Origin of the sequence: Falsibacillus albus (assembly GCF_003668575.1) — a bacterium.
Taxonomy (GTDB): domain Bacteria; phylum Bacillota; class Bacilli; order Bacillales; family DSM-25281; genus Falsibacillus; species Falsibacillus albus.
Genome location: NZ_RCVZ01000007.1, coordinates 143,575 through 168,123, shown reverse-complemented (window position 1 = coordinate 168,123; position 24,549 = coordinate 143,575). Strand labels below are relative to the sequence as shown.

Genomic DNA, 24,549 nt, shown 5'->3' with positions numbered 1-24,549 from the left:
GCCTAATATAAAGTCCGATAATTTATAGTAAACTATACCTGATGAACGGTCATCCGTAAAGGCAGACATCATGAAAAGTCAAAATAATTTCTTTTCAATAGCCTAGGCATGCTCATAAGATCCTCAAAAGTTAAGACAGACGCTAATTTCGTCCGATCGATCAAGAACAGCTGATCCTCTATTTCCTTTACCATTGTTTCCTTTTGATATTCCATGCTGCAGGAAGTACAGCAAACAGTGGGGGTTCCTGTAATTTCAATTGCTCTCGTACCCTCTGGAAGTTCCCAATAAACCGACTTTTTTTCAATGGAAACGGAATCACCTCCGCACCAATCGCATCTATTCTTTTCTGGCTTACTCATTTTGCGCCTGTTCCTTTTGGCTGGATTTTGAGAGCTGTGCTTGATATTTTTTTTCCTTCAATTGATCTCGCTTATCCCTAAAGTCCTTCAACGAGGCATGGTCCGGATTTTCTTTGTATGCATTCCTTCGATTGATCCGATTAATTCCATCTGGAACCAAATTCATTGCCGTATCGTTCATCAAGCCGGCAATTCCTGTGTTGGAAGAATATTCATCCATCGTCGGATACACACTTCTAAAATAGTCATCTGCCCTTCCTGGAGTGTAGCTTTCAGGCTCTGGATATGTCGTGATCACACCTTCAAAGTTTCGGATGACAACCTTGTCGGCACTTTGGGAAAGCAGATAATTCGGCTGTAATGAGATTTTCCCTCCGCCTCCGGGTGCATCCACTACAAAGGTTGGAACTGCATAGCCGGAGGTATGTCCGCGCAGCCCTTCAATGATCTCCAGCCCCTTAGCGACTGGTGCACGGAAATGACCAATCCCTTCCGATAAATCACATTGATAAATGTAGTACGGTCTGACACGGATTTTGACTAAATCATGCATTAATTTTTTCATGATGGCCACGCTGTCATTAATGCCTGCCAGGATTACAGCTTGATTTCCAACCGGCACACCAGAGTTGGCCAGCATTTCACATGCCTTCTTGGATTCTTCTGTAATCTCGATGGAAGTATTGAAGTGGGTATTCAACCAAATCGGGTGATATTTTTTCAGGATGCTGCAAAGGTTTTCCGTTATCCTCTGCGGGAATACGACCGGGGCCCTCGTCCCGATCCGGATAATTTCAACGTGGTCGATTTCCCTTAGATTTTTCAGTACATACTCCAATATTTGATCATTGATTAATAAGCCATCGCCTCCGGAGATGAGGACATCCCTGACTTGAGGCGTTTCTCTAATATAATTTATCGCAGCATCAAGTTGTTTTTTGGGGACCCCCATTCCGATTTGGCCGGAGAATCTTCGCCGAGTGCAATACCGGCAGTACATGGAGCATTGATTGGTGACCAAGAACAGCACACGGTCTGGATAACGATGTGTCAGGCCCGGGACAGGAGAATCTTCATCCTCGTGAAGAGGATCCTCTAAATCATACTTGGTTTTATGAAGTTCACTGGAGATAGGAACTGACTGCATTCGGATTGGGCATCTGGGATCATCTGGATCCATTAATGATGCATAGTAGGGAGTGATATTTAAAGGAATTGTCTTCGTGGAAATTTTTACGCCTTCTTCTTCTTCTGGAGTCAGGTTTATCACCTTTTTAAGGTCATCCAACGTCCGGATCGTGTTGGTCAACTGCCATAGCCAATCGTTCCATTTTTCATCCGTTACATCCTTCCATAATTCAATGTCCTTCCAATGTCTTTTAGGTTTGTATAAATCATGTTTCATGAACAACCCTCCAATAAAAATAAGCCTTATCTTCTATATGCAATAATCGTGCCAACATAATAATTACTTGTATATTACTAGGCTATGAAGAATTTACCGGTTTGGTGTTGTCATAAAACATAAAAAAACTGCCGAATTTTCAGCAGTAACTTTTTTACAATTTGAATAAGATTGAATTTTTCTCTTATGATTGTACTTTGACTGATTTCCAGTGCGTGCGGACGCTTTCCGCAGGCGAAGCCGAAGAGGCTCCCATCCCTCCCCGCGGAAAGGAACGGGTAACAGGTTTATTCACAAACCATATTTTAAGAAATCAATTAGAAAATTGTCTAAAATAAGAGATATTTTCTGAATTCCTATTATAGGATGTCTAGACTGCTTATTTTTCAACAGTTGTCATCGGCAATCGAATATTTTTTTATTTTATATTGCAATGTCTGTCTTGGGATGGAAAGCAGTGAGGCTGCTTTTGAGACATTTCCTTTTCCTTTCCTAAGCGCTTTTTCAATAAATTGTTTTTCCTTTAGAACCAAATAATCCTTCAAGGAAGGCATACTTTGATCAGGGAGGGGATGTTGTTCTGAAAGATGGATCATGGTAGGAGGAAGGTCTTCGATGGATAGTTTCCCGACGTCCACGAAGTTCATCATGAATTCAATCGTATGCTTTAATTCCCTGACATTCCCATTCCATGGATATTCTTCAAAAAACATTCGCAAATGTGGGTCGAGCCCTTCAATACGCTTCTTTAATAAGTCATTAAAATGATCAATAAAATGATTCGTCAACAAATGGATATCCTTGATCCTTTTGCGCAGTGGAGGCAAATAAAATGAAAATACATTCAAGCGGTAAAACAGATCCGGACGGAGTTGTTTTTTTTCCATGGCCATCTGTGGGTCCAAATTCATTGCAGCTATGATGCGAACATCTACTGGGATGGATTTGGTCGAGCCTATTCTTCGTATCTCCTTTTCTTCCAATACTCTAAGGAGCTTTGCTTGAAGCTCTAATGGCATCGCATGCAGCTCATCCAGAAACAATGTACCTCCGCTCGCAACTTCAAATAATCCAGGTCGGTCAATCGCACCGGTATAGCTGCCTTTCGAAGTTCCGAATAATATACTGTCCAATAAACTTTCAGGGAGCGATGCACAATTTTGAGCAATGAAGGGCTGCTGTGAACGTAATGACGCGGCATGTATCGACTGGACAAATAATTCCTTGCCTACACCGCTCTCGCCGTATACAAAAACAGGAGAATCGGATAGTGCTGATTTTTTAGCAAGCTGTATCTGCTTCATTAAATACGGGTCAATGGTTTTTATATCCGGGAAGTTGTATTTGATGGAGCTGTTTTCTTCTTTGTTCTTTCTTTTTTGTTTCGCAATATCTTGAAGCTCTATCAATTGCTCTGACATTCTCCTCAGTTTGGAAAAGTCTTTCGCGATTTCAGCTGCTCCGACCATCTTGCCTTCATGGTATAGAGGAAAGGTTGTATTGACGGTTTCAATCCATTTTCCATGGACATTGACATAGGACTGCGGAACATCCTTTAAGGTTTTTCCTGTTTCAATGACATGAAGGAGGGTACTTGTATCAACTGTCAACGAAGGAAAGGCTTCCAATATATGTGCACCAGCCAATTCGCCCACCTGCATGCCATCATGGTTGGCTGCTGCCTCATTATAGAGCACGGTTCTTCCTTCCAGATCCACGACGTGTATCCCTTCATCCAATTGATTAATGATGGTTTGAAAAATAGATTGCCAATCAGAGTTCATTCCTTTCACCTGCCCCCCCCTTGTATTATTTTTATGAGCAAGTGCTGAAATTCTGTCATGTTAGTGCCGATTTTTCGGCAGTGCTTAAATCTTTTACCCATACATTCATATCTTCAAGCTTATCATAAATGTAACAATTATTGACCAATCGCCCACGGTATTCGTAACCAAGCTGATAAAAAGCCATGTTCATTCCAAATGACAATGACCTTGCTATTGTATAGCAGCAAAAAATGCGCCTCTTCCTAAGTTCTTCCTCCAAGGCCAATAATAAATCCTTCATCAGCCCTCCTTTTCGAAAATCTGGAAGCGTCGCACAATCCGTCAATTCCGCATTATGATTGATCATACTGATCTCAGCTGAGGCAGCGCTAATAATCTGGCCATCTTTTTCAATACAATAGAAGATTGAACCTTCATCCATCGACTTACTGATGTAGCTGGCTTCATGGATTGGTACTGGATAGACGGCAAAAACTTTTCTATAAAGGCTGGCAAGAAGGGGGGCATCCACCTTTTCGGCCATCCTCATCGTGATTCCAGGTTTTTCTGAGTGAAATCCAAATTGCCTTTCTTCTTTTAATACTTGTTCCAGAATGTATTCTTCCTTCACCCAATTCTTACTGTTCCTTCGATCATCGCCCCTGTACTTCGCCATTAAATATGCGTTGCTTCCATTAAAGTAGCGATCAATCACAGCTTCCAATGTGAAACCAGCCGATATCAATTCATTCAGGTTTTCCATCCTTGCTTTCATAATGAACTTTTCAAATTTCGGTGATGAGAATTCTTCCTCAAGGCATCTCATTATCGATGTTATCTCCCCACGAAAATCATCGACTCTTATCCTATTATTTAATTCATCCACATAAATATTTGCCCAAAATGTTGATTTTGATAATGATTTTTTTTGCTGCACGGTTTCCCCTCCCTAAAAAAACTGGCACATCCGACTAACTCTTCCCGCCATTTTCATGAAAAGAAGGGACATGTGGATGCTGCCAGCCTTATCTATTTCTTTTAGTCTATTTCTGATAGTCTTTGCGATTCATCCAAGGCGTTCAAGGATGCTTTGCAAGCACCCTATAGTTTAAAACTAACGAGCTTGAGTTCAGTCATTTCTTCTACGGCATATTTAATTCCTTCTCTGCCCATTCCACTCATCTTCACTCCCCCATACGGCATGTGATCTACCCTGAAGGTTGGAATGTCATTGATGATTACACCGCCCACATGAAGCTCTTTTGCTGCCTTGAAGGCAGATTGGAGATCATTCGTAAAGACCCCTGCCTGCAGCCCGTATTGAGATTGATTGACCAGCTGTATGGCTTCTTCGAAAGTTTCAAAAGAATTAATATGGACAACGGGAGCAAAGACTTCTTCACACGATACTTTTTCATCCAGCGGAACATTCAATAATACTGTAGGCTCCAGCATATAATCTTTTACATTCCCTCCGCATGCCACTTCCGCTCCTTTGTCTGCTGCACTTTCGATCCAATCCATTGCCCGTTTCACATCTTCGGGAGAAATCATGGCTGCAACATCCGTGTTTTCATCGAGTGGATTTCCAAGAGTTAAATTTTTTGTTTCTTCCACAAACTTGGCAGCGAAATCCTCATACTTGGATTGATGAACGAAGATCCGCTGGACGGAAATGCATACTTGTCCCTGGAAAGTAAATGCGCCGGTCACCATTCGAGGGATTGCATCATCTATATGAGTGTTTTCATCAATAATGACAGCTGAATTGGACCCCAGTTCTAATGTCACTCTTTTTAATCCTGCATTTTCCCTTATCCATTTGCCGACACTTGGGCTCCCTGTGAACGTGACCATCTTGATCCGGTCATCGGAAATCAACATGCCGCCGATTTTTTTCCCGCTTCCTGTCACTACGTTCAGTGCACCAGCAGGCAAGCCGGCCTGATGGAAATAATCAGCAATCTTATAAGCTGATAGTGGAGTTTGGCTTGCGGGTTTTAACACAACTGAATTACCTGCAGCAATTGCGGGACCGACTTTATGTGCTACCAGGTTCATTGGAAAGTTAAACGGGGTGATGGCTGCTATTACCCCAAGCGGCTCCCGGACCGTGTATCCCATCCTTCCTTCGCCGCCTGGTGCCGCATCCATGGGAATCGTTTCCCCATATATTTTCCTTGCCTCGATAGCAGCAAATTTATAGGTCATGATTGTCCTGTCCACCTCGGCTAATGCAGCCTTCAATGGCTTTGATGCTTCCTTTGCGATGATTTCCGCACATTCTTTACGGTCCTTTTCAATTAATTGAACAACTTTCTCCAAGATCTCAGCTCGTTTGAATGCCGGCATTTCCTTCATATCCAAAAAAGCTTTATCAGCAGCATCTATGGCCAGCTTCACTTGATCTTCGTCAGCTGCTGCAACTGCTGCAATCATCGATTGATCAAACGGGGCACGCAGGTCGGAATACTCCTTCGTTCCTAAGTATTCCCCATTAATCCAAAGGTTTTGTTTCATTTCGATTTCCTCCTTATGTAATCGTTAAATTATCATTTCTACAATCAGGCAATTTTTCATTCTGCGTTTATTATATCAGGGAGGAAGTTCATCAAATTTTTCTACATCCTCACTTGTCTTTTGCCCTATAGAATGTATACCCTTTATTTCAAATATCATTCCAACAGCTGTCACTTTAAGCGATTATTCTGCACCACACCAATCGATGATCGTTAATGCGATAATTTCTGCAGCTTCAAATATTTTATCAATTTCAATATACTCATTTGCATCATGGGCAGCCTCTGTCCTTCCTGGACCAAATACAACAACTGGTATGTCAGCCCCTTTTGATAAGATCCCTCCATCTGTTCCCCATGGGGATGCTTCTATTTTTGGAGGCCTCGCCAACACACATTTGTAGGAATGCTGGATAGTTTCGACAAGTGGATGCCCTTTATCAAGGTCGCCAGGCTGCCATCTTCCACCAAACCATTCCAACTCGAGTGGGTGCTCCTGCAGCCATCGATCTTCACGGCAAATTTGATCGATGCACGCTGCCAGTTCTTTTTCCGCATCCTCCATCTTTTCTGAAGGTCCGACTCCCATTCTTCCTTCAATAATGGCCAAGTCTGGAACAGAGGATGGCCAGGATCCACTCTCGATTTTGCCAATATTGATAGGGATTGGAATCGGGATGCCCTCATACAACGGATCGGTTATTTTCTCGTTCCTTTTTTGTTCCAGCTTTCCTAATGCTGCGACCACCTTTACCGCTTTTTCAATGGCATTCACACCTTCATACCGCGTCCCTCCGTGGGAGGATTTTCCTTTGACTTTGATACGGAACCACATGGACCCCTGCTGTTTGATGAAAAGCTTCATATTGGTTGGCTCCGGGATGATGGCCCCATCTGCTTTATAGCCCCTCATGACAGCGGAAAGCGTCCCTGAACCACCGCTTTCCTCTTCTATCACGCTTTGGAATATCACATCGCCTCTCAATGAAATACCCAATTCCATCAATGCTTGAATGGCTAGCAGCAAGCTGACGGTCCCGCCTTTCATATCCGTCGAACCCCTTCCGAACAGCTTACCATCCTTAACTGCGCCGCTAAAAGGGTCCATCTCCCAGTCTTTTTCGTCCCCCGCCGGCACAACGTCTATATGACCGTTCAATATGAGTGACCTTCCTCCCCCTCCCCCTTTCCATACGGCACAGACATTAGGATTTCCTTCAAAATTTTCACGATCGCACTTAAAAAATGGATGTTCCTCCAAATTTTCTCGTTTCATATCCCAAATATCCAAATGCATCCCCATTTGTCTGCATTTTTCAATGATCACAGCCTGTGCGTTATATTCATTTCCCCTCGTACTGTTTTCCTGAACCAGTTTTTGCAGCAGCTTCACGCCATTTGAACGATTGGATTCCATCCAAGCCTTAATGTTCTTTTGCACACTCTTCCTCCCCTTTTTTCACTCATTCTCTGATCATTCTGATTTCTTTCGCAACCTTAAAATCGGCATCAGTCTTTTCTATTACTTCTTCGATTGAATGGGGATCAAATAGATCGGTTAACAAAAGCCCGTTTTCATCGATTGAAAATACACCTAAATCTGTTATGACCTTTTTTACACACCGCTGGGCTGTTAGGGGCAGTGAGCATTTTTTTACTAATTTGCTATTTCCTCTCTTATCCACGTGGGTCATCAGAACAACCACATTCTTTGCCCTAGCCGCAAGCTCCATGGCTCCACCAACGCCTGGCACTCTTCTCCCTGGCACGATCCAATTGGCAAGATCTCCTTCTTCACTTACTTCGAGCGAACCTAATATGGTCAAGTCAATATAGCCGCGCCTGATCATCCCGAAAGCTGTCGCAGAGTCAAAAAAAGATCCCCCTTCATTCAAAGTCACAGGAAATCCCCCGGCATTGCACAGATTTTCGTCCTCTTTCAAATACGGCGGCGATTGTCCCATCCCAAGTATTCCATTCTCCGCTTGAAACAGCACCTCCCTTGCAGGAGGTAAAAAATTAGGCACAAGGGATGGGATCCCGATGCCTAAATTGACAATCATCCCGTCTTCAATTTCTTCAGCAGCCCTTTTTGCCAACCGATCCTTTATTCCATTTCCCATGCCCATTTCCAATCCACCCCCTCCGAAGGAATTATCATATTTACGAACACCCCCGGAGTGATGATTGATTCCGGGTCCAATGAACCGTATGGGACGATTTCTTCTGCTTCAACGATGGTCTTGTTCCCCGCCATCGCTACTAAAGGGTTTGTGTTCCTGGCACTTTTATCAAAAATCAAATTCCCAAAAGTGTCGGCTTTTTTTGCAAAAACAATGCTTACATCTGCTGTCAATGCGCTTTCAACAAGGCAGTCTACCCCATTAAGCTTAAAAGTTGGCTTTCCGCCGCTTATCCATGAATTTTCTTTTCCTATTTCCGTTACGATACCTTCTATACCCATTCCACCCGCCCTGATTCGTTCTGCAAGGATTCCCTGAGGTGAAAATTCCACTTCCATTTCTCCTCTTTCCATCAACTCTCCCGCAATTGGATTGGACCCGATATGTGAGGCAACAACTTTTTTTGCCCTATTCTGAGTGATTAATTGCCCGATGCCGATTTGAGGGAATCCTGTATCATTCCCGATCAGCAGCAAATCTTTGCACCCCTTCTTTAATATCCCTTTTATCAAAGTTGGCGGCGATCCAACTCCGCCGAAGCCTCCAAACATGATGGACATGCCATCATAAAAATGATCCATGGCTTCATCGAGCGATACCACTTTATTAAATTTACTGCTCATGCCTCTCCCTGCTTCCTTCGTTATCAATATTGAGTTCAAGCAAAGCTTCTCTGAGTCTTTTACACAATTCATCCATCTCATCTTCTGTTATGTTTAGCGGGGGAGCGATGATAATAGCATCACCATGCCTTCCATCGAGACCGGCTGCCGCTGGATACAAAAGCAGGCCATTTTTTTGTGCAATGCTTATCAACTTAGATGTGAATATGAACTCCCTTGGGAATGGTTCTTTCGCTTCAATGCCTTTAACGAATTCCATCCCGATTAAGAGCCCCTTTCCACGAATATCGCCTATAAAGGAAAATTCAGATTGCAGCTTCTTCAATTTCTTTTGTAGATAGTTCGCTTTTTCTTCGACCTTTGAGAGCAGATCTTCTGAATCTATCAACTGTAAGACCGCGAGTGCAGTTGCGCAGGATAAAGGATTGGCACTGAAAGTATGGCCGCTCATGATCGATTTGGTTCCATTCTGGATCGGTTCCATCACCTTATCGCTGACCATCGTTGCTGCGATAGGAGCATACCCTGCCCCTAGCCCTTTTCCCAATGCCGCTATATCCGGCTTTACACCCCAATGATCCAAGGCAAGCATTGCGCCTGTTCTTCCGCACCCTGTCATGACCTCATCTGCTATAAATAAAATCTCATATTTTTCACAAATGGATTTCAACTTCTCATAATAACCATCAGGAGGAGTGATTGCTCCTCCTGCAGCTCCAACAACCGGTTCTACAATCAAGCATGCAACTTGATCTGCCCCCACTCGATTGATAACCGTTTCCAGGTGGGCGGCACAGTGCAGTCCACAGGTTGGAAATTCCTTACCATATGGACATCTATAGCAATAAGGCGGTTCAAGCACCGGCCAATCTTCCAGCAAAGATGTGAACTTCTCCCTTCTCACTGAATGTCCGGACATCGAAAGGGCTCCTAAGGTTATTCCATGATAGCTCATCCACCTTGACAATACTTTGGTCTTTTTCGGTTTTCCTTTTTCTAACCAATGTTGAAGCGCTATTTTAATTGCAGTTTCAGTGGCTTCCGATCCGCTGTTCACAAAAAATGTCCAATTCAGATGATTGTCCGTCTTTTCTGCCAACAATGAGGATAGCTTCTCGGCTGCCTCATTTGTAAATTGAGAACGATAGACGAATGCAATTTTTTCAGCCTGCTTTTGAATGGCATCAATGATTTCCTTCATCCCATGACCAATATTCGCCGTCACGGCACCTGAGCATGCATCCAAGTAATCTTTACCATCAGAATCATAGATGAAAATTCCCTTCCCATGATCCGCTAATGGATAATCTGCATCCAACAGTGGTTTAATCAAATGTGATTGCTGCACGATAACACCCCCGGCCTTTCAAAAAACTTCTCTCCATATTACATGTCTATGTATGTTAATTGTATTTCTTTCTAGGAATTTATTATTACTAAATCCAGTTAATTGAGCCTTCAATATGGAACCATAATTTTCAGCCTTTTTGAAATCTTTGGTTTTTCGACAAATTTTATGAATATTTAGTAGATAATTCTCATTAAAATGATTACAATAATGGTAAGTCTTTCATTTGACTAGGGATATAGACATATAGGGGGGACGATCTTGAAGGAAAAAAAGAAGCTTTTTTCAATAAAAAAGAAGAAAAAAGAAGAAAAAATCAAGAGAAAAAGGAATAAAGAAAAAAAGAAAATAGGGACTGGAGTCCTATATTACAGCCAGACCATAAGAGGTAGAGTCATTCTATCTTTTGGATTTCTGACGATCCTGCTTGTTGGGCTGACTGTCATTTCCTACGTAAATATGAAAGCGTTGGAAAAAGAAATCAATAATGTCGTAAGCCATGATATGGTTGTACATAATGACATACAGGAACTTTCCAAATCACTGGTCGATATTGAAACAGGGGAAAGAGGATATGTCATAACCGGCGATGACACCTATCTGGCGCCTTATAACGATGGAAAAAGCAATGTTGAAAAGAAATTAAAAAGCCTGACTCCATTATTAAGAAATCAGCCGTCTCAAATGAAAAAATTGGAGTCGGTTCAAAACTATTATAATTTTTGGATCGGGTGGATCGATCGGATCATCGAAGCAAGAAAATATGGATCAGAACATGACGCCGTCATGCAGTTGACTTCTTCTCAAGGCATCGGGTATATGGATAATCTAAGGAAAGTCATCACGAAGATGATCGACGAAGAAAAAAGCTATACGAAGGAACGAATAGATTCCCTCCATCAGCAAGTCATGATTTCTCAATTCGTAACAGTGGGACTTTCCATTATCGCCATTATTTTAACAGTACTATTTTCCTTTATACTATCTCGAAACATCAAGCGAAATGTAAGAAAAATAAGTCATTCCATCCTTGATATCGCGAATGCAGGCGGGGATTTGACAAAGAGGATCCAAGTAAAATCAAATGATGAATTATCCGGATTGGCCAAGGACACAAATGTACTCATCGACGGGATTGCTTCTCTTGTAAGGGAAGTTTCCAAAATGGCAGAAAATGTTTCTGCCAGCAGCGAACAACTTCTCGCTTCTGCGGAAGAGACTTCCAAAACGATCATGTCCATTGCAGAAACATCGACAGAAATAGCAGTTGGAAGCGATAAAACAACTTCTCAAATGGATGATTCCGTCACAAAGATGAATTTGATGGAGCAGTCCGCAAAACTATTGAACGACAATGCCGAAAGAGTGAAAGGTGCAGCCGAGCAAATGCAGATTGCTGCAGAACTTGGAGGTAAATCAGTAAAGTCATCGTCTCTGAAAATGATGTCGATTGAAGAAACCATGGCAACCACCACTTCAACTGTTGAAGCACTCGGGCAAAAATCAAATGAAATTACAAAAATCATCAATTCTATAACGGATATCTCAGAACAGACCAATTTACTTGCTCTGAATGCTGCCATTGAAGCAGCCCGAGCCGGTGAACACGGAAGGGGCTTCGCTGTAGTTGCTGATGAAGTCCGAAAATTGGCAGAACAATCCCAAACAGCAGCTAAAGAAGTGACGGCAATCATAAAATCGATTCAAAATGAAGTCAAAACCATCATCCTTCAAAATCAAGAGGGTGTTAAGGCCGTCATTGCCGGCGTTGAGATTTCCAACGAAACTACATCATCCTTGGAAAATATCCTTAAGCAATCGAAGGAAACGTTTTACATTATCGATGAAATGGTCAACCAAATACATCAAACCTTGAATTTAAGCCAGGATGTTGCTGAATCGTTTGCAGCAGTCAATGAGATTGCTGCCAGCACTGCAGCGAATACAGAGTTGACAGCAGCAGCATCTGAAGAAGGCTCTGCCGCCATGGAACAAGTCACCGCCTCTGCATCAGAGCTTTCGAAGCAAGCAGAGAACTTGCGGGATCTTGTAGGCAATTTTAAGATATAATAGGGCTGTTTTCTCAAGGAGAGTTGATTTAAAAGATTTCCATATAAATAGTTCACTATTCATTGTTGGTTGAAGTGGAAGGCGAACATCCTGAAGCGCAAATCAACCTTACCCACCTTTAATAAAAAAGCTGATTCAAAAAAGCTTACTCCTTTCCTGCATCCAATACAGGAAAAGGAGTAAGCTCATGAGTCAGCTTTTTTATCTAGGCCCACAATAGCAAACTGCTCCAATGATGATCAATAAGATAAACAGCACAACAATCAACGCAAACCAATTATTTCCACCGCATGGATAAGCATATCCTGGGTAACAACAGCCTGAGCCGTAATACATACCTCTCACTCCTCAAGTATGGTTTATGATTTATACATTGTTACTGTATGTAAGAACCCAGAAAATGTTTGTGCATATGCCCAGTTTTTTTTGAAATATGGTTATTCGCATATATTTTCACCAGAATCACTTTCCAAGATTTTTCCCTGAGGGTATAATTGCGTTATGTATTTAATAGGAGTGAAATGAATGAAATTGCTCGCAAGAAGTTTTATCAATGGAGTGCTGACTGTCATACCAATTGTGTTAGTCGTTTATGTTGTTTATAAATTATTTGTATTCTTTGACAGCATTCTAGGAAATTTTTTAAAGCCATATCTTAATCACCACTATATCCCTGGTATCGGAATCTTAACGACAATGGTTGCCATCACTGCTCTTGGTTGGCTCTCAACGAAATTCATCACTGGCACGATCATTAAATTAATCGATCATTTACTTACTAAAATTCCATTTGTAAAAACGATTTATTCTGTCATAAAGGATACAGTCAATTCATTTATCGGAGATAAAAAATCCTTTTCTAAAGTTGTCACTTTTACATTCCCAGGCACTGAAATAAAAAGTATCGGGTTCATTACTTCCGATGATGTTGAGGGGTTCTACAGCCCTCTACAAGACCATGCCGCGGTCTACATTCCCCAAACTTTTCAAGTTGCCGGGTTTACCTTTTTAATTCCGAAAGATCAAATAGAAGTCATCGATGTCAAACCTGAGGACGCAATGAAATTCGTCCTTTCAGGGGGCATGGCATCACAAAAATAGCGAATTGGATGGTTCTTCGGGAAAATTTCGAAATAAAAAGAGTCTGTAACCTTTTGCTCAAACGGTACAGACTCTTTTTATTACATACACGCCTATCAATTCACGGTTACTTCCATAACGGTATCATGTCCGGCAGTTACCTGATCATTGCCCATTAATTTGTAATTGTCCATTTCATCACCATTCGTAATAATGATTGGTGAAATGATGCTTTCCGCTTTTTCTTCTATGAGAGGGATAGAAAATTCGACTAGCAGGTCTCCGGCTTTCACTTTGTCCCCTTCAGAAACAAACGTCTCGAAACCTTCACCATTCATAGATACGGTTTCCAATCCAATATGGATCAGCACCTCTACTCCATTCGGAGATTTGATGCCGATTGCATGCTTCGTCGGAAAGACCTGGACGATATTTCCATCGAATGGTGCAACAACCTTCCCTTCCACCGGTTCAATGGCAATTCCATCCCCCATCATTTTTTGAGAAAATACGGGATCCGGTACATCCTCCAATGTTAGCACCCTTCCCGTCATCGGTGAACTTATCGAAAGGTTTTTTGGTACTTCTTCCTTCTTCCCAAAAAGATTCTTTAACATTCTTCATCACCATCCTACTCTGTTTATAGCCAATATTGGCTTCGATTAAACTTTTATAAGAAATGGCGTATCAGTACAATGTAATTTCGGAAAGATCGGCCACCTTATTTAAATAAGGTGAGATATTCTCCATAGCCTTCCTTTTCCATATCTTCCTTAGGGATGAATTTTAATGCTGCTGAATTTATGCAATATCGGAGGCCGGTCGGTCCTGGGCCATCATCAAACACATGTCCTAAATGGGAATCGGCTTCTTTGCTTCGGACTTCCTTCCTCACCATGAAATGGCTCAGATCCGTCTTCTCATAAACCTGCTCTGAAGTAATCGGTTTGGAGAAGCTGGGCCATCCACATCCTGCATCAAATTTTTCACTTGAAGAAAACAAAGGTTCCCCTGAAACAATATCCACATAAATGCCCTCTTCAAAATGGTTCCAGTATTCATTTTGAAAAGGCGGTTCAGTGCCGTTATTTTGCGTGACCTCTTGCTGGAGCGGCGAAAGTTTCTTTTTTACTATTTCTTTATTTTTATTCATGCTGATCACCCCAATTCCTTCTTATGAAATCCGCTCTTCCTGAACCCTTATGGTAAGCACTGTAGCGTAAAGGATTCTTCTTATAGTAGTGCTGATGGTAATCTTCAGCAGGATAAAATGTTGAGGATGGCAGAATTTCCGTTGCGATAGGAGATTTGAATTTTCCACTCTCCTCCAAGAGCTGCTTGGACTTCAATGCTTCCGTCTTTTGCTGCTCATTATGACAAAAGATTGCAGTCTTATAGGAAGTACCCCTGTCGTGGAACTGCCCCCCTGCATCAGTCGGATCTATTTGCTGCCAATAAAGCTCCAACAACCTTTCATAAGGAAATATATCAGGGTTGAAGGTGATTTGCACCGCTTCATAATGGCCGGTGGTTTCACTGCAAACATCTTCATATGTTGGATTTTCCGTGTGTCCGCCAGTATAGCCTGAGATAACCTTTTCAATGCCCGGAAGTTCATCAAATGGTTTGACCATGCACCAGAAACACCCGCCCGCAAACGTGGCTAGTTCAACATGATTTGTGTGTGACAATTGTATTCCTCCATCCCGAGTCAGATATAGTTTATTGATGGCATTTTATCGTTTTTTTATGCATTCGTAAACTAATTTGACTTTTCCCTTTATCTCCTCGGAGCGTTTGCAGACTGGCTGATTTTTTTCCATTTTTTTCTTTCTTCGCTTTGGGCTTTTTTATCAGACTTCCGATCTAGATACGCCAATTCTCTTTGGAGCTTCAAATAGCTTTGGAATCTTTCATCCGTCAAATCACCATCTTTAATAGCTTGCCGCACTGCACATCCAGGTTCTTTATGATGTGAACAGTTCCGGAACTTACATTGCTCAAAAAGCGATTCCACATCCCCAAAACCAGATGCCATTCCCTCTTGGCTTTCCCAAAGCTGTATTTCTCTCATTCCCGGGGTATCAATAATGCATGACCCATTATCTAAAAAGAACAGTTCGCGGAATGTAGTCGTATGCTTGCCTTTGTTGTCATCTTCCCTTATTTCCTGAACAATTTGCTTTTCTGCACCAAGCAGTTCATTGATCAAGGTGGATTTCCCCACCCCTGAGGATCCAACCAGGGCAGATGTCCGGCCAGGCTTTAATATTTCTTGCAGCTGTTTCATTCCCATTCCAGTTTTTACACTGATTGGGATGATGGGGACCCCCATGGCGATCGCATCTACTTCATCGACTTTATCTGCCACATCCTCACAAAGGTCTGATTTGCTTAGGACAAGAATCGGATTTGCACCGCTTTCCCAAGCTAATATTAAATAGCGTTCAATCCTTCTTAAATTCAAATCGCTGTTTAAAGATGACACAATGATAAGGTCATCAATATTTGCTGCTACAATTTGCTCTTCCGTTTCCGGTCCGGCTTTTTTTCTTGAAAACTTACTTGTACGAGGGAGGATTTTTTCAATCAGGCCCTTGTCCTCACCTTTCCGCTCCTTTAGGATCACCCAATCCCCTACAGAAGGATAATCTGAAACTTTTCCGGCAAGATAGTGGAATTTACCTGAGATTTCGCACATCCATTCTCCCTGGATTGTCATAACTTTATATTGCGATTTATGCTCAAGTACGATTCTTCCTAAAACAAATTCCTGTTTATACGGTTCAAAGTTTTCCTCAACCCGTTTCATAAAATCGATGAATATTTCATTTTTCATTTAATGCCCTCCAAAAAAATATAAAATAAAAAACCATGGACGCAGCAGCCCATGGTTTTTTATGCGTTTTTGAGGACAGAAATATCCTATTCACACGAAAAAGCAGGGCTGTGCCAAATTACGATTGGAATTGTTCGTTTCAATTAATGTTTTTGTCATTTGACATCACCCGCTTTCTTATCAGATAAGTTCATTATGTCCGATATTTCAAAAAAATGCAACAACTTTTCAATAGGCAAATCACCATTTTTAGAGTGTTTGCATACTTTAGTTACGTATACAAAAGTTAGGGGCGAGATATATGAATAATCAGGATCAATATTTTCAAAGAGCTGCAGTGTATGATTTGCTCGCTTGCTATTATAAATATATTGACCCGAATCAGCATATTCACTATTACCAACAGCATCTGAAATATATGAAAAAAGGGTTGGAATCACAGCGATCTGAATTATCGTTGATGCGTCAGCCGGCGAATGTCCGCTTTTTGCATGCATCCCCCGGCTCGCCAAATATTGATATTTACATCAATAGCCACAAGATATTTTCGAATATAAGCTTTAAAGACATCAGCGAATATTTATCATTGCCTGCAGGAAAGTATCATATCGACATATACCCTGCTGGAACAAGTGTAACGACCATTATCAGTAAAAAAATATCTGTTGAACCAGGAAAATTTTATACCTATGCAGCTATCGGAAAAGGTGAAAAATTACAGCTGCTACCATACGTTGACTCACCTATGGTTCCGGCAAATGAAACAAAATTAAGGTTCATTCATTTATCACCGGATGCACCTGCAGTTGATATTGCCGTAAAGAGCAGAGATGTTGTATTCCCGAATATCAGCTACAAACAAGCAACTGATTACTTAGGGTTGACACCGATGACGCTGGATTTGGAAGTAAGAGCTGCCGGAGCCGACAAAGCAATCCTGGACATCCCGAACATCAAACTTAAACCAAATCGCAGCTATACCATTTTTGCAGTGGGATTATTGGAAGGTGAACCCCCTTTAGAGACCATCTTGATTAAGGGCTGAGAAAATCGGCAGAAAAAAACCTGTTCTAAACAATTCGTTTAGGAACAGGTTTTTACTTTCTTTATCAATTTGTAGGTACAAGTAGTGTAAATTTAATTTTATCATCTTTCAAATTAAACTCATCTGCACGGACCTTGATATCACTCTTTAATTTCATTTTTTGCAATGATACATAAATTAAATGGTCGTTCGGTTGAATACTTACCCAATCCGGCAGCTTATATTTATTTTTTATCAGCTCCATAACGTATGAGACTGGTAGATCCAATTGACCCAATGAAATTGATTTTTGTTTCAATATTAAATCACCGTTATCCAATGCCTTTGGCTCCAACGTCATTTTGAGCTGAAGGTTGCTAGTGAAAAGGGGGATGGTACCGTATAGTTCCACATCATCTTTTAAATAAACGCTGTAGTCGATAGGGCCATTCAACCCTTCTTTTTGGATATAGTGGTTAATCATTTTATTTAAATCTTCTTTTGTTGCATTTATGTGAAACTGAACATCTTCTTGGTCAGCAGGAACTTTTTTCGGTATCGGCTGATCCTTTGACGGCATCAGGATCATGCCTGCAAATACAGCAAAAATTAGGATATTGATTATTCCCAATGTAATAAATGCGGCTTTCCATTTTGTTTTCTTCATTAACGACCTTCCTTCGCTATATAATCTGGGTTAGTTAATTCAGCTAAAGCTTCTCCTTTAAGTTGGTCGAAGAGACGATCGGCGATCAGATGGTATCCTTCATCATTTGGATGAAAATAATCTTTGTAAAGTAAATCATCCTGACTATTTTCGAAGATATCCGAAATGGGAATGAACTTTGCCTGTTGGTATTGGTCAACAATTTCCTTGCTTGCTTTGTTCCAATTGACCATAATCTGCTCTATTTCTTTTACATCTGCAAACCATTTTAAAAAAGGATTATAAATGCCGATTAAAACGATCCCCGCTTCCGGATTTTCTTGCCTGATGGTTGTCATGATGACTTTCAACCGGTTTTGATAATCACTTCGTGCCTTTTCAAATTCTTTCAATTTCAAGTCAGTAAAATTATCCTTAAATACCTTCATGACGTCATTTCCACCGATCGTGATCATCACGAGGTCAGCTTGCTTGATTTTTTGCTTCACTTTATCGGTCTTTAATCTGGCCAACAGCTGATCCGTCCTGTTTCCCCTTACTCCGAAATTATAAAAAGTAGCTTCTTGGATATCTTCCAATCCTTCCAAATCGGATTTGAGATACGGAATGTAGCCGCCGCTGTTTGTACTGTCCCCAACACCTTGAGTCAATGAATCCCCTGCAGAAACAATCGTTAATTTTTTAGGTATGAAACCAGATGGTGGGTTTGGTTTATCTTCCAAAGCGGTTTGTTTTGTTGAATTTTCCCCGGATTCTTGAGTGCAGCCAGTGAGCAAAAAGCTGAATACTAAAAGAAAGGTGAGGGTTTTTTTCAAATTGTCCACCTCGCTTTCTACAAGTATTGTTATTATATCACGTTCATATAGTCATGAAACATTTTTCTAACTCAGCAACTTTAACCCCTGCTCGGGCCGGATGTCAAGGTTGCAAAAATCTGTTCGACGAATGTTTTATAATTAAAGGAAAGGGCAACTTTATGGATGGGCCAAGCAGCCTTTGGACTCGACTCTCTGAAATCACCTGAGCTTTGACCGAATGTGGATCCGCTATTTACGCTCACCTTGACCGGCACCTCTTTAAACTGAACGGATGGGTCCTGTGTAATCGTCCACATTGCCAATAAATCATGGAGTGGCGCGCCTAAAATATCGGGTTGACTCTTCTTATAAAAATCATAATAATAATCCACCATCGGTTTGATCAACATACCTGCCTCGTCCTTCGCTTCAGTATAATAATCATTCAGCTGGTCAATCATTTGCGGGGTCAGAATGGCATAGCGGGTTACATCCAGGGGAACGATATGGATTTGCTTTGGAGATAATTGGAGGACGAGGTTCGCAGCATATGGATCACTGTAAAAATTTGCTTCTGCTACAGGTGTGACATTTCCAGGCGACTGAAATGCACCTCCCATTAGATAGAATTCCTTGATTTCCTTAATCTTCTCAGGATACAGGACAAACAATGTCGCCAGCGACGTCAATCGACCGGCAGAATAGATAATAATTTCATCTTTGTACTCATCGATTAAAGAGGTGACTTCGTAGAAATTCTCAAGGTCCATATGATCATGATAATTCTCGGGGATAATTGACCCCAAGCCTGCTGGACCATGTACATTGGTGTAATAGACTGGAGGAATCCCTGTCAACGGGCTGAATGCACCACCGAAAACGGGTATATCAGATATGCCCGTTTTTTCTTGAATGAATTTTACATTCCTGATGGCATCACGCTTTGAGACATTCCCATAATCCGCCACTACCCCTACAATTTCAATTTCTTCACTATAGTAGGCATATAAAGCAGCCACAATGTCATCAACCCCAAAATCACTGAATAAAAGGACTTTCTTCTTAGCCACGTAATTTCCACCTCATCTCGAATGGCATTTCGACACACGATAGTCATCCTACATCATTTATATGCGGAATACTATTTAATTAGGAAGAACAGCCGGTAAAATTATCATCTTTTGAGACTATCGAATCAGTCACACAACTATTTACGAATTAAAAAAAGACTGTAGACAAACTCAAGAAAATGCTCAAGCTTGTCTACAGTCTTAGTCAGGTGGCAATACCTTGCTTCACCTATTCTGTGTAATATACCAACCCGATCGTTCCTGCCCCGGTGTGGGTACTGATGATCGGTGTTGTATCATCGATTTCAATTTCCTCATATCCGGTTGTTTCTTTAATTTTTTTCTTTAACGCCAAGGCCAATTCCAGTCCTTCCGCGTGCATGATTGCTGCGCTTTTTACCGTCCTGTTTTTGATATCTTCCGCAAACTGCTTTGCCAAATATTTGACCGCTTGAGAATGACTTCTTACTTTTGTGACCGGCGTATATTCTCCATTTTCCAGCGAAGCGATCGGCTTAATATTCAGCAAAGACCCAATCAAAGCCCTTCCTTTTCCAATTCGTCCGCCCTTCACTAAATTCTCGAGAGTGTCTACTACGATATATAAATTGGTAGATGAACGTACTGTATCAAGACCTGAAAGGATTTGATCCATCGATGCTCCTTTCAAAGCCATTTCCGCTGCCACCATTACTTGATATCCTAGTGCACGTGTAATGAACCTGGAATCGATCACAGTTACATTGGCATCGCTCATTTGTGCAGCGCTTTCAGCAGAACGTACAGTCCCGCTTAGGTTCCCTGACATATGGATGGAAAGGACTTCGCTTCCATCTTCGCCTAATTCATTATACTTATCTACAAAAGTACCGATCGGAGGCTGAGAACTTTTAGGCAGTTCGTTGGATCTTTTCATTTTTTCCATAAATGCCTTCGGTGTTATATCTATCCGATCGACGAACGTTTCATTTTCAATGGATATTGACAAAGGGATTACATGGATTCCTAGCCTATCAAGGATATCCTGGGGGAGATCTACCGTGGAATCGGTGACGATCTTTATCTTGCTCATTCTTTCCACATCCTCTATTGCGATTCTATTCATTATATCTTTAATTCAATAGCATTTAAACCATTTTATCAAGATATTTCCCGATCTACAAAAAAAGATCCAGCAGCAGCCTGGATCTGGTTAAAATAAAGCTTATTAAGCATTGTTTTTTAATTCCGAAGCTCGATAAATTTGTTCGTATTCAGTCCACTTTAACGTCTTCTTCAAATGTTCCCTCAAAGAGTAAACTTTTTTTGGCTCGTCTCGAGAAATGATTTTCCTCATAAACAGTTCCAACCTTACGTTTACTTTGAATTTTAGCGGGCTATCTTCCTCCAATACTGGAATATCGATAATCTTTACCTTCTGTCCATCCGTTGTTTTGAACTCAAGGCTTTTCAGCAGCAAAATATCAATCCTCTTTTTCACCCGTTTGACTATATTATACCCCAATTCGAACTGCAATAGCTGTCTGATTTTGTCGTTACTCATTTTTTATATAGCAATCCATCATAGTCTTAAGATAATGCTATTTTTTCAATACATGATTCATTGTTATTTTTGGGTGAATTGACCATTGAGGACACCGGATATATGGTCATTTCATCATCCGGCAACGGTTTCAACAATGATTTGACATTTTCATATGGTTCTTCACTCAGCCATTTTGATATCTGATCTTCACCCAGAAAGATGACTGGCATTCTGTCATGAATGGAGGAAACCTCTTCATTCGCACCAGTAGTGATGATGGTACAGGTCGATTGGCCTCCATTTTTGTCCCACAATGCGGCAAATGCAAACAGACTTTGGTTTTTCGCTATGAACCGAAATGGCTGCTTTTTTCCTTCATGCATGCCCCATTCGTAAAAACCATCTGCCAGCAGGATGATTCTCTTTTTTTCAACCAAGCCCCTAAAACTTGCTTTTTCTTCAAGCTTTTCAGCCCTCGCGTTAATAATGGGACGCCACTGTTTCCCTTCCTTTACCCAGTGAGGAATGAGGCCCCATTTCAAATACCCTGCCCTTCGCTTGTTATTTATCCCCGCCAAGGCCAAAACTGACTGGCTTGGAGCAACATTAAAGGATCTATCAAATTCTTCTGGAAACTCGTCGATTAAAAACTGTTCAATCAATGTTTCCTTAGATTTCGTTAACGTATATCTTCCACACATATCATTTCACATCCTAAAAGAATTCATTTGAAGAATCTTTTGTCGAAGTATATCATTAAAGTAATTCAGAAAAGGGGGCAATCTGATTGACTACAGCTGATTATAAAGATTGGAAAGAAGAAATTGCCAACGCAATCACTCATGGGATCGGCTTTTTATTAAGCATCCCGGCCCTGGTCATGCTCATTATTTTTGCCGCACATAAAAATAATGGATGGTATATGGCAAGCTTCTTAATATTCGGGATTTCCATGATCCTGCTTTATTTATTTTCAACGATGCTCCATAGCTTTAAACCTTCGAAGATTAAAAACATCTTTGCAATCCTGGATCATTCGGCGATCTATTTGTTGATAGCCGGCACCTATACGCCATTTGTCCTTGTCACGCTGAAGGGAACCTTGGGCTGGATCCTTTTTGGCGCAATTTGGACGCTTGCCGTTTTTGGAATTGTTTTTAAGTGTTTATTCATCCACAGGTTTCAATTGATGTCGACCATTTTTTATTTATTGATGGGTTGGCTGATCATTGTTGCAATCCAGCCTCTATACGAACGTTTGACACCGATTGGATTCGCCTTTTTATTGACCGGTGGAATCCTATATTCGGTTGGAGCGGTTTTCTACATATGGAATAAGATCCCTTTCAATCATGCAATCTGGCATCTTTTCGTATTGGGTGGTAGTGCATTCATGTACTTTTGCATTTTGTTCTATGTATAATTAAAGCCTGGAAACTCCATTCCAGGCTCGAACATTGGTTTCGGCAGCACTTTCTCAATGATTGTGCTGCTTTTTTTTGTATTTATAAAATTCATAGTCATATGGGTTCTTCTCATTTTTTATCCCCTTTTTTGCCCACACGGCCTTCCATCCACACCAATCCATTACAGGGAAGTATGTATCACCTTCGAATGATGAATAAATTTTCGTGACATATAAGCTATCGACTTCATCCATCAATTGTTTGAAGATCTCTGATCCACCCGTAATAAATACTTCCTTTTCCTGTGATTCAATCCAGTCTAACAATTGAGACTTATTGTTCATTACGATGCAGCCTTCTTTCTTGTAAGTCTTGTCCTTTGTCAAAATGATATTGATTCTACCAGGAAGAGGTTTTCCTATTGATTCAAACGTTTTGCGACCCATTACAATCGGATGGTTCATCGTCGTATTTTTGAAAAACTTCAAATCCTCAGGAAGACGCCATGGGAGTCTATTTCCACTCCCAATCAATCGATTTTCATCCATCGCCCAAATAAATGAAATCATACACTCACCACTCCCTTGATATGTGGGTGAGCTTCATAGTTTTCGAGGGTGAAATCTTCATAAAGAAAATCGAAAATACTGTCAACTTTACGATTGATTTTCATTTTAGGAAGTGAATAAGGCTGCCTTGAAAGCTGGAGGTTCACTTGCTCCATATGATTTGAATATATATGCACATCTCCGAAGGTATGCACAAACTCACCTTCTTCCAGATCACATACGTGGGCAATCATCTGGGTAAGCAGCGCATATGAAGCGATGTTAAATGGCACTCCAAGGAACACATCGGCCGAGCGCTGATAAAGCTGACATGATAGCTTTCCATCTGCAACATAGAATTGGAATAAACAATGGCATGGGGGAAGCGCCATTGTTTCAATATCGCCGACGTTCCAGGCATTGACTATCATCCTTCTTGAGTCGGGATTGTTTTTGATTTGATCGATCACATTGGTAATTTGATCGATCGTACTGCCGTCTGACGTTGTCCATGAACGCCATTGATGTCCATACACAGGACCTAGATTTCCATCTTCATCTGCCCATTCATTCCAGATTCTCACTCCGTTTTCCTGAAGATATTTAACGTTTGTATCCCCTTTAAGGAACCAAAGCAATTCATGGATTATCGATTTCATATGGAGCTTTTTTGTCGTTAATAGCGGAAATCCTTCTGATAAATCAAATCGCATTTGGTACCCAAAAGTACTGATGGTTCCCGTTCCGGTACGATCATGTTTTTCTATGCCATTTGTGAGTACGTGTTCACATAATTGAAGATATTGTTTCATGAAACTTCATCCTCCTTTAAATTCCCATTGGCCATGCCATCACGCCCAATATAATTGCATTTATTATAGCACGCACCCTAAAACTATTTCAGACTTGACTTATCCAAACTTATTTAGATCAGGTTTCTCATATTAGTTTGGATAGTTTTTGTGGTCAGAAAGTCGGTTCCTTTCCGCTCCCAATTCACTCAGCATTTCTAAATGTAATTGCACGATATTAAATTTTTCTAAGCACAAAAATGAATTTATTTTAAAAGCTGTGATGATATTCTTCAACTTAATAAGTAGTGATTATAAGTAGTGATTGCAAAGAAAAGCGGCGACTCCGGCGGGAAAAACGCCTCTGCCACGTACGTGGAATGCAGCAACCCATAGTGAAGATCAACACACTCATATTAGTAATAGCAAAAAAAAGACAAAAGGGATCGAAAGAATTTTCTATCGATCCCTTTTGTCTGTAAACTGAAGAAGGAGACATTTTATGCCTGCTTCTTGTCATTTTAGA

26 protein-coding genes are annotated in these 24,549 nt (G+C 41.0%); 4 read left to right on the top strand and 22 right to left on the bottom strand.

The annotated features are described in order from the left end of the window. Positions 1 to 68: 68 nt before the first annotated feature. The 9 genes from D9X91_RS11955 to D9X91_RS11915 form a co-directional block, all read right to left on the bottom strand. Positions 69 to 362: a YokU family protein gene (locus D9X91_RS11955; RefSeq protein ID WP_121680856.1), complete on the bottom strand. Its 294-nt coding sequence runs from the start codon at positions 360 to 362 to the stop codon at positions 69 to 71. Further along, positions 355 to 1,767, bottom strand: a complete 1,413-nt coding sequence (kamA, locus tag D9X91_RS11950; protein WP_121680855.1) for a lysine 2,3-aminomutase — start codon at positions 1,765 to 1,767, stop codon at positions 355 to 357. Before kamA ends, D9X91_RS11955 begins: the two co-directional genes overlap by 8 nt. 386 nt (positions 1,768 to 2,153) lie before the next feature. Next, the gene (locus D9X91_RS11945) at positions 2,154 to 3,551 is read right to left on the bottom strand and encodes a sigma-54 interaction domain-containing protein (protein WP_121680903.1); all 1,398 of its coding nucleotides are present in this window, start codon (positions 3,549 to 3,551) and stop codon (positions 2,154 to 2,156) included. A gap of 55 nt (positions 3,552 to 3,606) precedes the next feature. Then, positions 3,607 to 4,470, bottom strand: a complete 864-nt coding sequence (gene ablB, locus D9X91_RS11940) for a putative beta-lysine N-acetyltransferase (RefSeq protein ID WP_121680854.1) — start codon at positions 4,468 to 4,470, stop codon at positions 3,607 to 3,609. 164 nt (positions 4,471 to 4,634) lie between these two features. Next, positions 4,635 to 6,053: an aldehyde dehydrogenase family protein gene (locus tag D9X91_RS11935; RefSeq protein WP_121680853.1), complete on the bottom strand. Its 1,419-nt coding sequence runs from the start codon at positions 6,051 to 6,053 to the stop codon at positions 4,635 to 4,637. A gap of 183 nt (positions 6,054 to 6,236) precedes the next feature. Next, positions 6,237 to 7,493, bottom strand: coding sequence for a peptidase (locus D9X91_RS11930; RefSeq protein WP_121680852.1), 1,257 nt, complete (start codon positions 7,491 to 7,493; stop codon positions 6,237 to 6,239). 22 nt (positions 7,494 to 7,515) lie between these two features. Beyond that, positions 7,516 to 8,181, bottom strand: coding sequence for a 3-oxoacid CoA-transferase subunit B (locus D9X91_RS11925; RefSeq protein ID WP_121680851.1), 666 nt, complete (start codon positions 8,179 to 8,181; stop codon positions 7,516 to 7,518). After that, positions 8,160 to 8,858 (bottom strand): CoA transferase subunit A, encoded by a 699-nt coding sequence (locus tag D9X91_RS11920; protein WP_121680850.1) that lies wholly within the window; start codon positions 8,856 to 8,858, stop codon positions 8,160 to 8,162. The genes D9X91_RS11925 and D9X91_RS11920 overlap by 22 nt, the downstream gene beginning before the upstream one ends. Continuing rightward, the gene (locus D9X91_RS11915; protein ID WP_121680849.1) at positions 8,848 to 10,206 is read right to left on the bottom strand and encodes an aspartate aminotransferase family protein; all 1,359 of its coding nucleotides are present in this window, start codon (positions 10,204 to 10,206) and stop codon (positions 8,848 to 8,850) included. Before D9X91_RS11915 ends, D9X91_RS11920 begins: the two co-directional genes overlap by 11 nt. 261 nt (positions 10,207 to 10,467) lie before the next feature. Here D9X91_RS11915 and D9X91_RS11910 point away from each other — a divergent pair, with 261 nt between their 5' ends. Continuing rightward, positions 10,468 to 12,276, top strand: coding sequence for a methyl-accepting chemotaxis protein (locus D9X91_RS11910; RefSeq protein WP_121680848.1), 1,809 nt, complete (start codon positions 10,468 to 10,470; stop codon positions 12,274 to 12,276). 201 nt (positions 12,277 to 12,477) lie between these two features. Here D9X91_RS11910 and D9X91_RS11905 read toward each other — a convergent pair whose 3' ends face one another. Then, positions 12,478 to 12,612, bottom strand: a complete 135-nt coding sequence (locus D9X91_RS11905) for a YjcZ family sporulation protein (protein ID WP_121680847.1) — start codon at positions 12,610 to 12,612, stop codon at positions 12,478 to 12,480. Between the two features lie 189 nt (positions 12,613 to 12,801). Between D9X91_RS11905 and D9X91_RS11900 the strand changes: the two genes are divergently transcribed. Beyond that, on the top strand, positions 12,802 to 13,377 hold the full coding sequence (locus tag D9X91_RS11900; RefSeq protein ID WP_121680846.1) for a DUF502 domain-containing protein: 576 nt from the start codon (positions 12,802 to 12,804) through the stop codon (positions 13,375 to 13,377). A 95-nt stretch (positions 13,378 to 13,472) separates the two neighbouring features. Here D9X91_RS11900 and D9X91_RS11895 read toward each other — a convergent pair whose 3' ends face one another. The 4 genes from D9X91_RS11895 to rsgA all read right to left on the bottom strand — a co-directional run bounded on the left by D9X91_RS11895 (position 13,473) and on the right by rsgA (position 16,195). Beyond that, complete coding sequence (locus tag D9X91_RS11895; protein WP_121680845.1) at positions 13,473 to 13,973, bottom strand: PTS sugar transporter subunit IIA; 501 nt, start codon at positions 13,971 to 13,973, stop codon at positions 13,473 to 13,475. 104 nt (positions 13,974 to 14,077) lie between these two features. Further along, a complete protein-coding gene (msrB, locus tag D9X91_RS11890) occupies positions 14,078 to 14,509 on the bottom strand; it encodes a peptide-methionine (R)-S-oxide reductase MsrB (protein ID WP_121680844.1) in 432 nt (143 codons plus the stop codon). After that, positions 14,502 to 14,990 carry a peptide-methionine (S)-S-oxide reductase MsrA gene (gene msrA / locus D9X91_RS11885; protein ID WP_121680843.1) on the bottom strand — a complete coding sequence of 163 codons (489 nt, stop codon included), beginning with the start codon at positions 14,988 to 14,990 and terminating at the stop codon, positions 14,502 to 14,504. The genes msrB and msrA overlap by 8 nt, the downstream gene beginning before the upstream one ends. Positions 14,991 to 15,136: 146 nt before the next feature. Next, complete coding sequence (rsgA, locus tag D9X91_RS11880) at positions 15,137 to 16,195, bottom strand: ribosome small subunit-dependent GTPase A (RefSeq protein WP_121680842.1); 1,059 nt, start codon at positions 16,193 to 16,195, stop codon at positions 15,137 to 15,139. Positions 16,196 to 16,496: 301 nt separating this feature from the next. On the opposite strand from rsgA, the gene D9X91_RS11875 reads away from it, so the two are divergent. Next, on the top strand, positions 16,497 to 17,240 hold the full coding sequence (locus D9X91_RS11875; RefSeq protein ID WP_121680841.1) for a DUF4397 domain-containing protein: 744 nt from the start codon (positions 16,497 to 16,499) through the stop codon (positions 17,238 to 17,240). Between the two features lie 64 nt (positions 17,241 to 17,304). Here the strand turns inward: D9X91_RS11875 and D9X91_RS11870 are convergent, their stop codons facing one another. From D9X91_RS11870 to D9X91_RS11845, 6 genes are all read right to left on the bottom strand, one after another. After that, positions 17,305 to 17,886, bottom strand: coding sequence for a YpmS family protein (locus D9X91_RS11870; RefSeq protein ID WP_121680840.1), 582 nt, complete (start codon positions 17,884 to 17,886; stop codon positions 17,305 to 17,307). Further along, positions 17,886 to 18,701, bottom strand: coding sequence for an SGNH/GDSL hydrolase family protein (locus D9X91_RS11865; protein WP_121680839.1), 816 nt, complete (start codon positions 18,699 to 18,701; stop codon positions 17,886 to 17,888). Before D9X91_RS11865 ends, D9X91_RS11870 begins: the two co-directional genes overlap by 1 nt. 80 nt (positions 18,702 to 18,781) lie before the next feature. After that, positions 18,782 to 19,753 carry a nucleoside hydrolase gene (locus D9X91_RS11860; protein ID WP_121680838.1) on the bottom strand — a complete coding sequence of 324 codons (972 nt, stop codon included), beginning with the start codon at positions 19,751 to 19,753 and terminating at the stop codon, positions 18,782 to 18,784. A gap of 229 nt (positions 19,754 to 19,982) precedes the next feature. Beyond that, positions 19,983 to 20,825 carry a DegV family protein gene (locus D9X91_RS11855; protein ID WP_121680837.1) on the bottom strand — a complete coding sequence of 281 codons (843 nt, stop codon included), beginning with the start codon at positions 20,823 to 20,825 and terminating at the stop codon, positions 19,983 to 19,985. 135 nt (positions 20,826 to 20,960) lie between these two features. Continuing rightward, on the bottom strand, positions 20,961 to 21,212 hold the full coding sequence (locus D9X91_RS11850) for a DUF2535 family protein (RefSeq protein WP_121680902.1): 252 nt from the start codon (positions 21,210 to 21,212) through the stop codon (positions 20,961 to 20,963). Between the two features lie 110 nt (positions 21,213 to 21,322). Further along, entirely contained in the window at positions 21,323 to 21,979 is a 657-nt protein-coding gene (locus D9X91_RS11845; protein ID WP_121680836.1) for an SOS response-associated peptidase, read from the bottom strand. Positions 21,980 to 22,065: 86 nt separating this feature from the next. Here D9X91_RS11845 and trhA point away from each other — a divergent pair, with 86 nt between their 5' ends. Then, positions 22,066 to 22,701 carry a PAQR family membrane homeostasis protein TrhA gene (gene trhA, locus D9X91_RS11840; protein ID WP_121680835.1) on the top strand — a complete coding sequence of 212 codons (636 nt, stop codon included), beginning with the start codon at positions 22,066 to 22,068 and terminating at the stop codon, positions 22,699 to 22,701. Positions 22,702 to 22,755: 54 nt separating this feature from the next. Here the strand turns inward: trhA and D9X91_RS11835 are convergent, their stop codons facing one another. Continuing rightward, positions 22,756 to 23,253: a dihydrofolate reductase gene (locus D9X91_RS11835; protein ID WP_121680834.1), complete on the bottom strand. Its 498-nt coding sequence runs from the start codon at positions 23,251 to 23,253 to the stop codon at positions 22,756 to 22,758. After that, on the bottom strand, positions 23,250 to 24,044 hold the full coding sequence (locus D9X91_RS11830; protein WP_121680833.1) for a thymidylate synthase: 795 nt from the start codon (positions 24,042 to 24,044) through the stop codon (positions 23,250 to 23,252). The genes D9X91_RS11835 and D9X91_RS11830 overlap by 4 nt, the downstream gene beginning before the upstream one ends. Positions 24,045 to 24,549 lie beyond the last annotated feature (505 nt).

Excerpts from the sequence above, each read along its gene's own strand:
- D9X91_RS11855 (WP_121680837.1), bottom strand. The coding sequence starts at position 20,825 with ATGAGCAAGATAAAGATCGTCACCGATTCCACGGTAGATCTCCCCCAG.
- rsgA (WP_121680842.1), bottom strand. The coding sequence starts at position 16,195 with ATGAAAAATGAAATATTCATCGATTTTATGAAACGGGTTGAGGAAAAC.
- D9X91_RS11845 (WP_121680836.1), bottom strand. The coding sequence starts at position 21,979 with ATGTGTGGAAGATATACGTTAACGAAATCTAAGGAAACATTGATTGAA.
- D9X91_RS11920 (WP_121680850.1), bottom strand. The coding sequence starts at position 8,858 with ATGAGCAGTAAATTTAATAAAGTGGTATCGCTCGATGAAGCCATGGAT.
- kamA (WP_121680855.1), bottom strand. The coding sequence starts at position 1,767 with ATGAAACATGATTTATACAAACCTAAAAGACATTGGAAGGACATTGAA.
- D9X91_RS11955 (WP_121680856.1), bottom strand. The coding sequence starts at position 362 with ATGAGTAAGCCAGAAAAGAATAGATGCGATTGGTGCGGAGGTGATTCC.
- D9X91_RS11875 (WP_121680841.1), top strand. The coding sequence starts at position 16,497 with ATGAATAATCAGGATCAATATTTTCAAAGAGCTGCAGTGTATGATTTG.
- D9X91_RS11905 (WP_121680847.1), bottom strand. The coding sequence starts at position 12,612 with ATGTATTACGGCTCAGGCTGTTGTTACCCAGGATATGCTTATCCATGC.
- msrA (WP_121680843.1), bottom strand. The coding sequence starts at position 14,990 with ATGGTCAAACCATTTGATGAACTTCCGGGCATTGAAAAGGTTATCTCA.
- D9X91_RS11925 (WP_121680851.1), bottom strand. The coding sequence starts at position 8,181 with ATGGGCATGGGAAATGGAATAAAGGATCGGTTGGCAAAAAGGGCTGCT.
- D9X91_RS11835 (WP_121680834.1), bottom strand. The coding sequence starts at position 23,253 with ATGATTTCATTTATTTGGGCGATGGATGAAAATCGATTGATTGGGAGT.
- D9X91_RS11895 (WP_121680845.1), bottom strand. The coding sequence starts at position 13,973 with ATGTTAAAGAATCTTTTTGGGAAGAAGGAAGAAGTACCAAAAAACCTT.
- D9X91_RS11935 (WP_121680853.1), bottom strand. The coding sequence starts at position 6,053 with ATGAAACAAAACCTTTGGATTAATGGGGAATACTTAGGAACGAAGGAG.
- D9X91_RS11945 (WP_121680903.1), bottom strand. The coding sequence starts at position 3,551 with ATGAACTCTGATTGGCAATCTATTTTTCAAACCATCATTAATCAATTG.
- D9X91_RS11830 (WP_121680833.1), bottom strand. The coding sequence starts at position 24,044 with ATGAAACAATATCTTCAATTATGTGAACACGTACTCACAAATGGCATA.
- D9X91_RS11870 (WP_121680840.1), bottom strand. The coding sequence starts at position 17,886 with ATGAAGAAAACAAAATGGAAAGCCGCATTTATTACATTGGGAATAATC.
- msrB (WP_121680844.1), bottom strand. The coding sequence starts at position 14,509 with ATGAATAAAAATAAAGAAATAGTAAAAAAGAAACTTTCGCCGCTCCAG.
- D9X91_RS11900 (WP_121680846.1), top strand. The coding sequence starts at position 12,802 with ATGAAATTGCTCGCAAGAAGTTTTATCAATGGAGTGCTGACTGTCATA.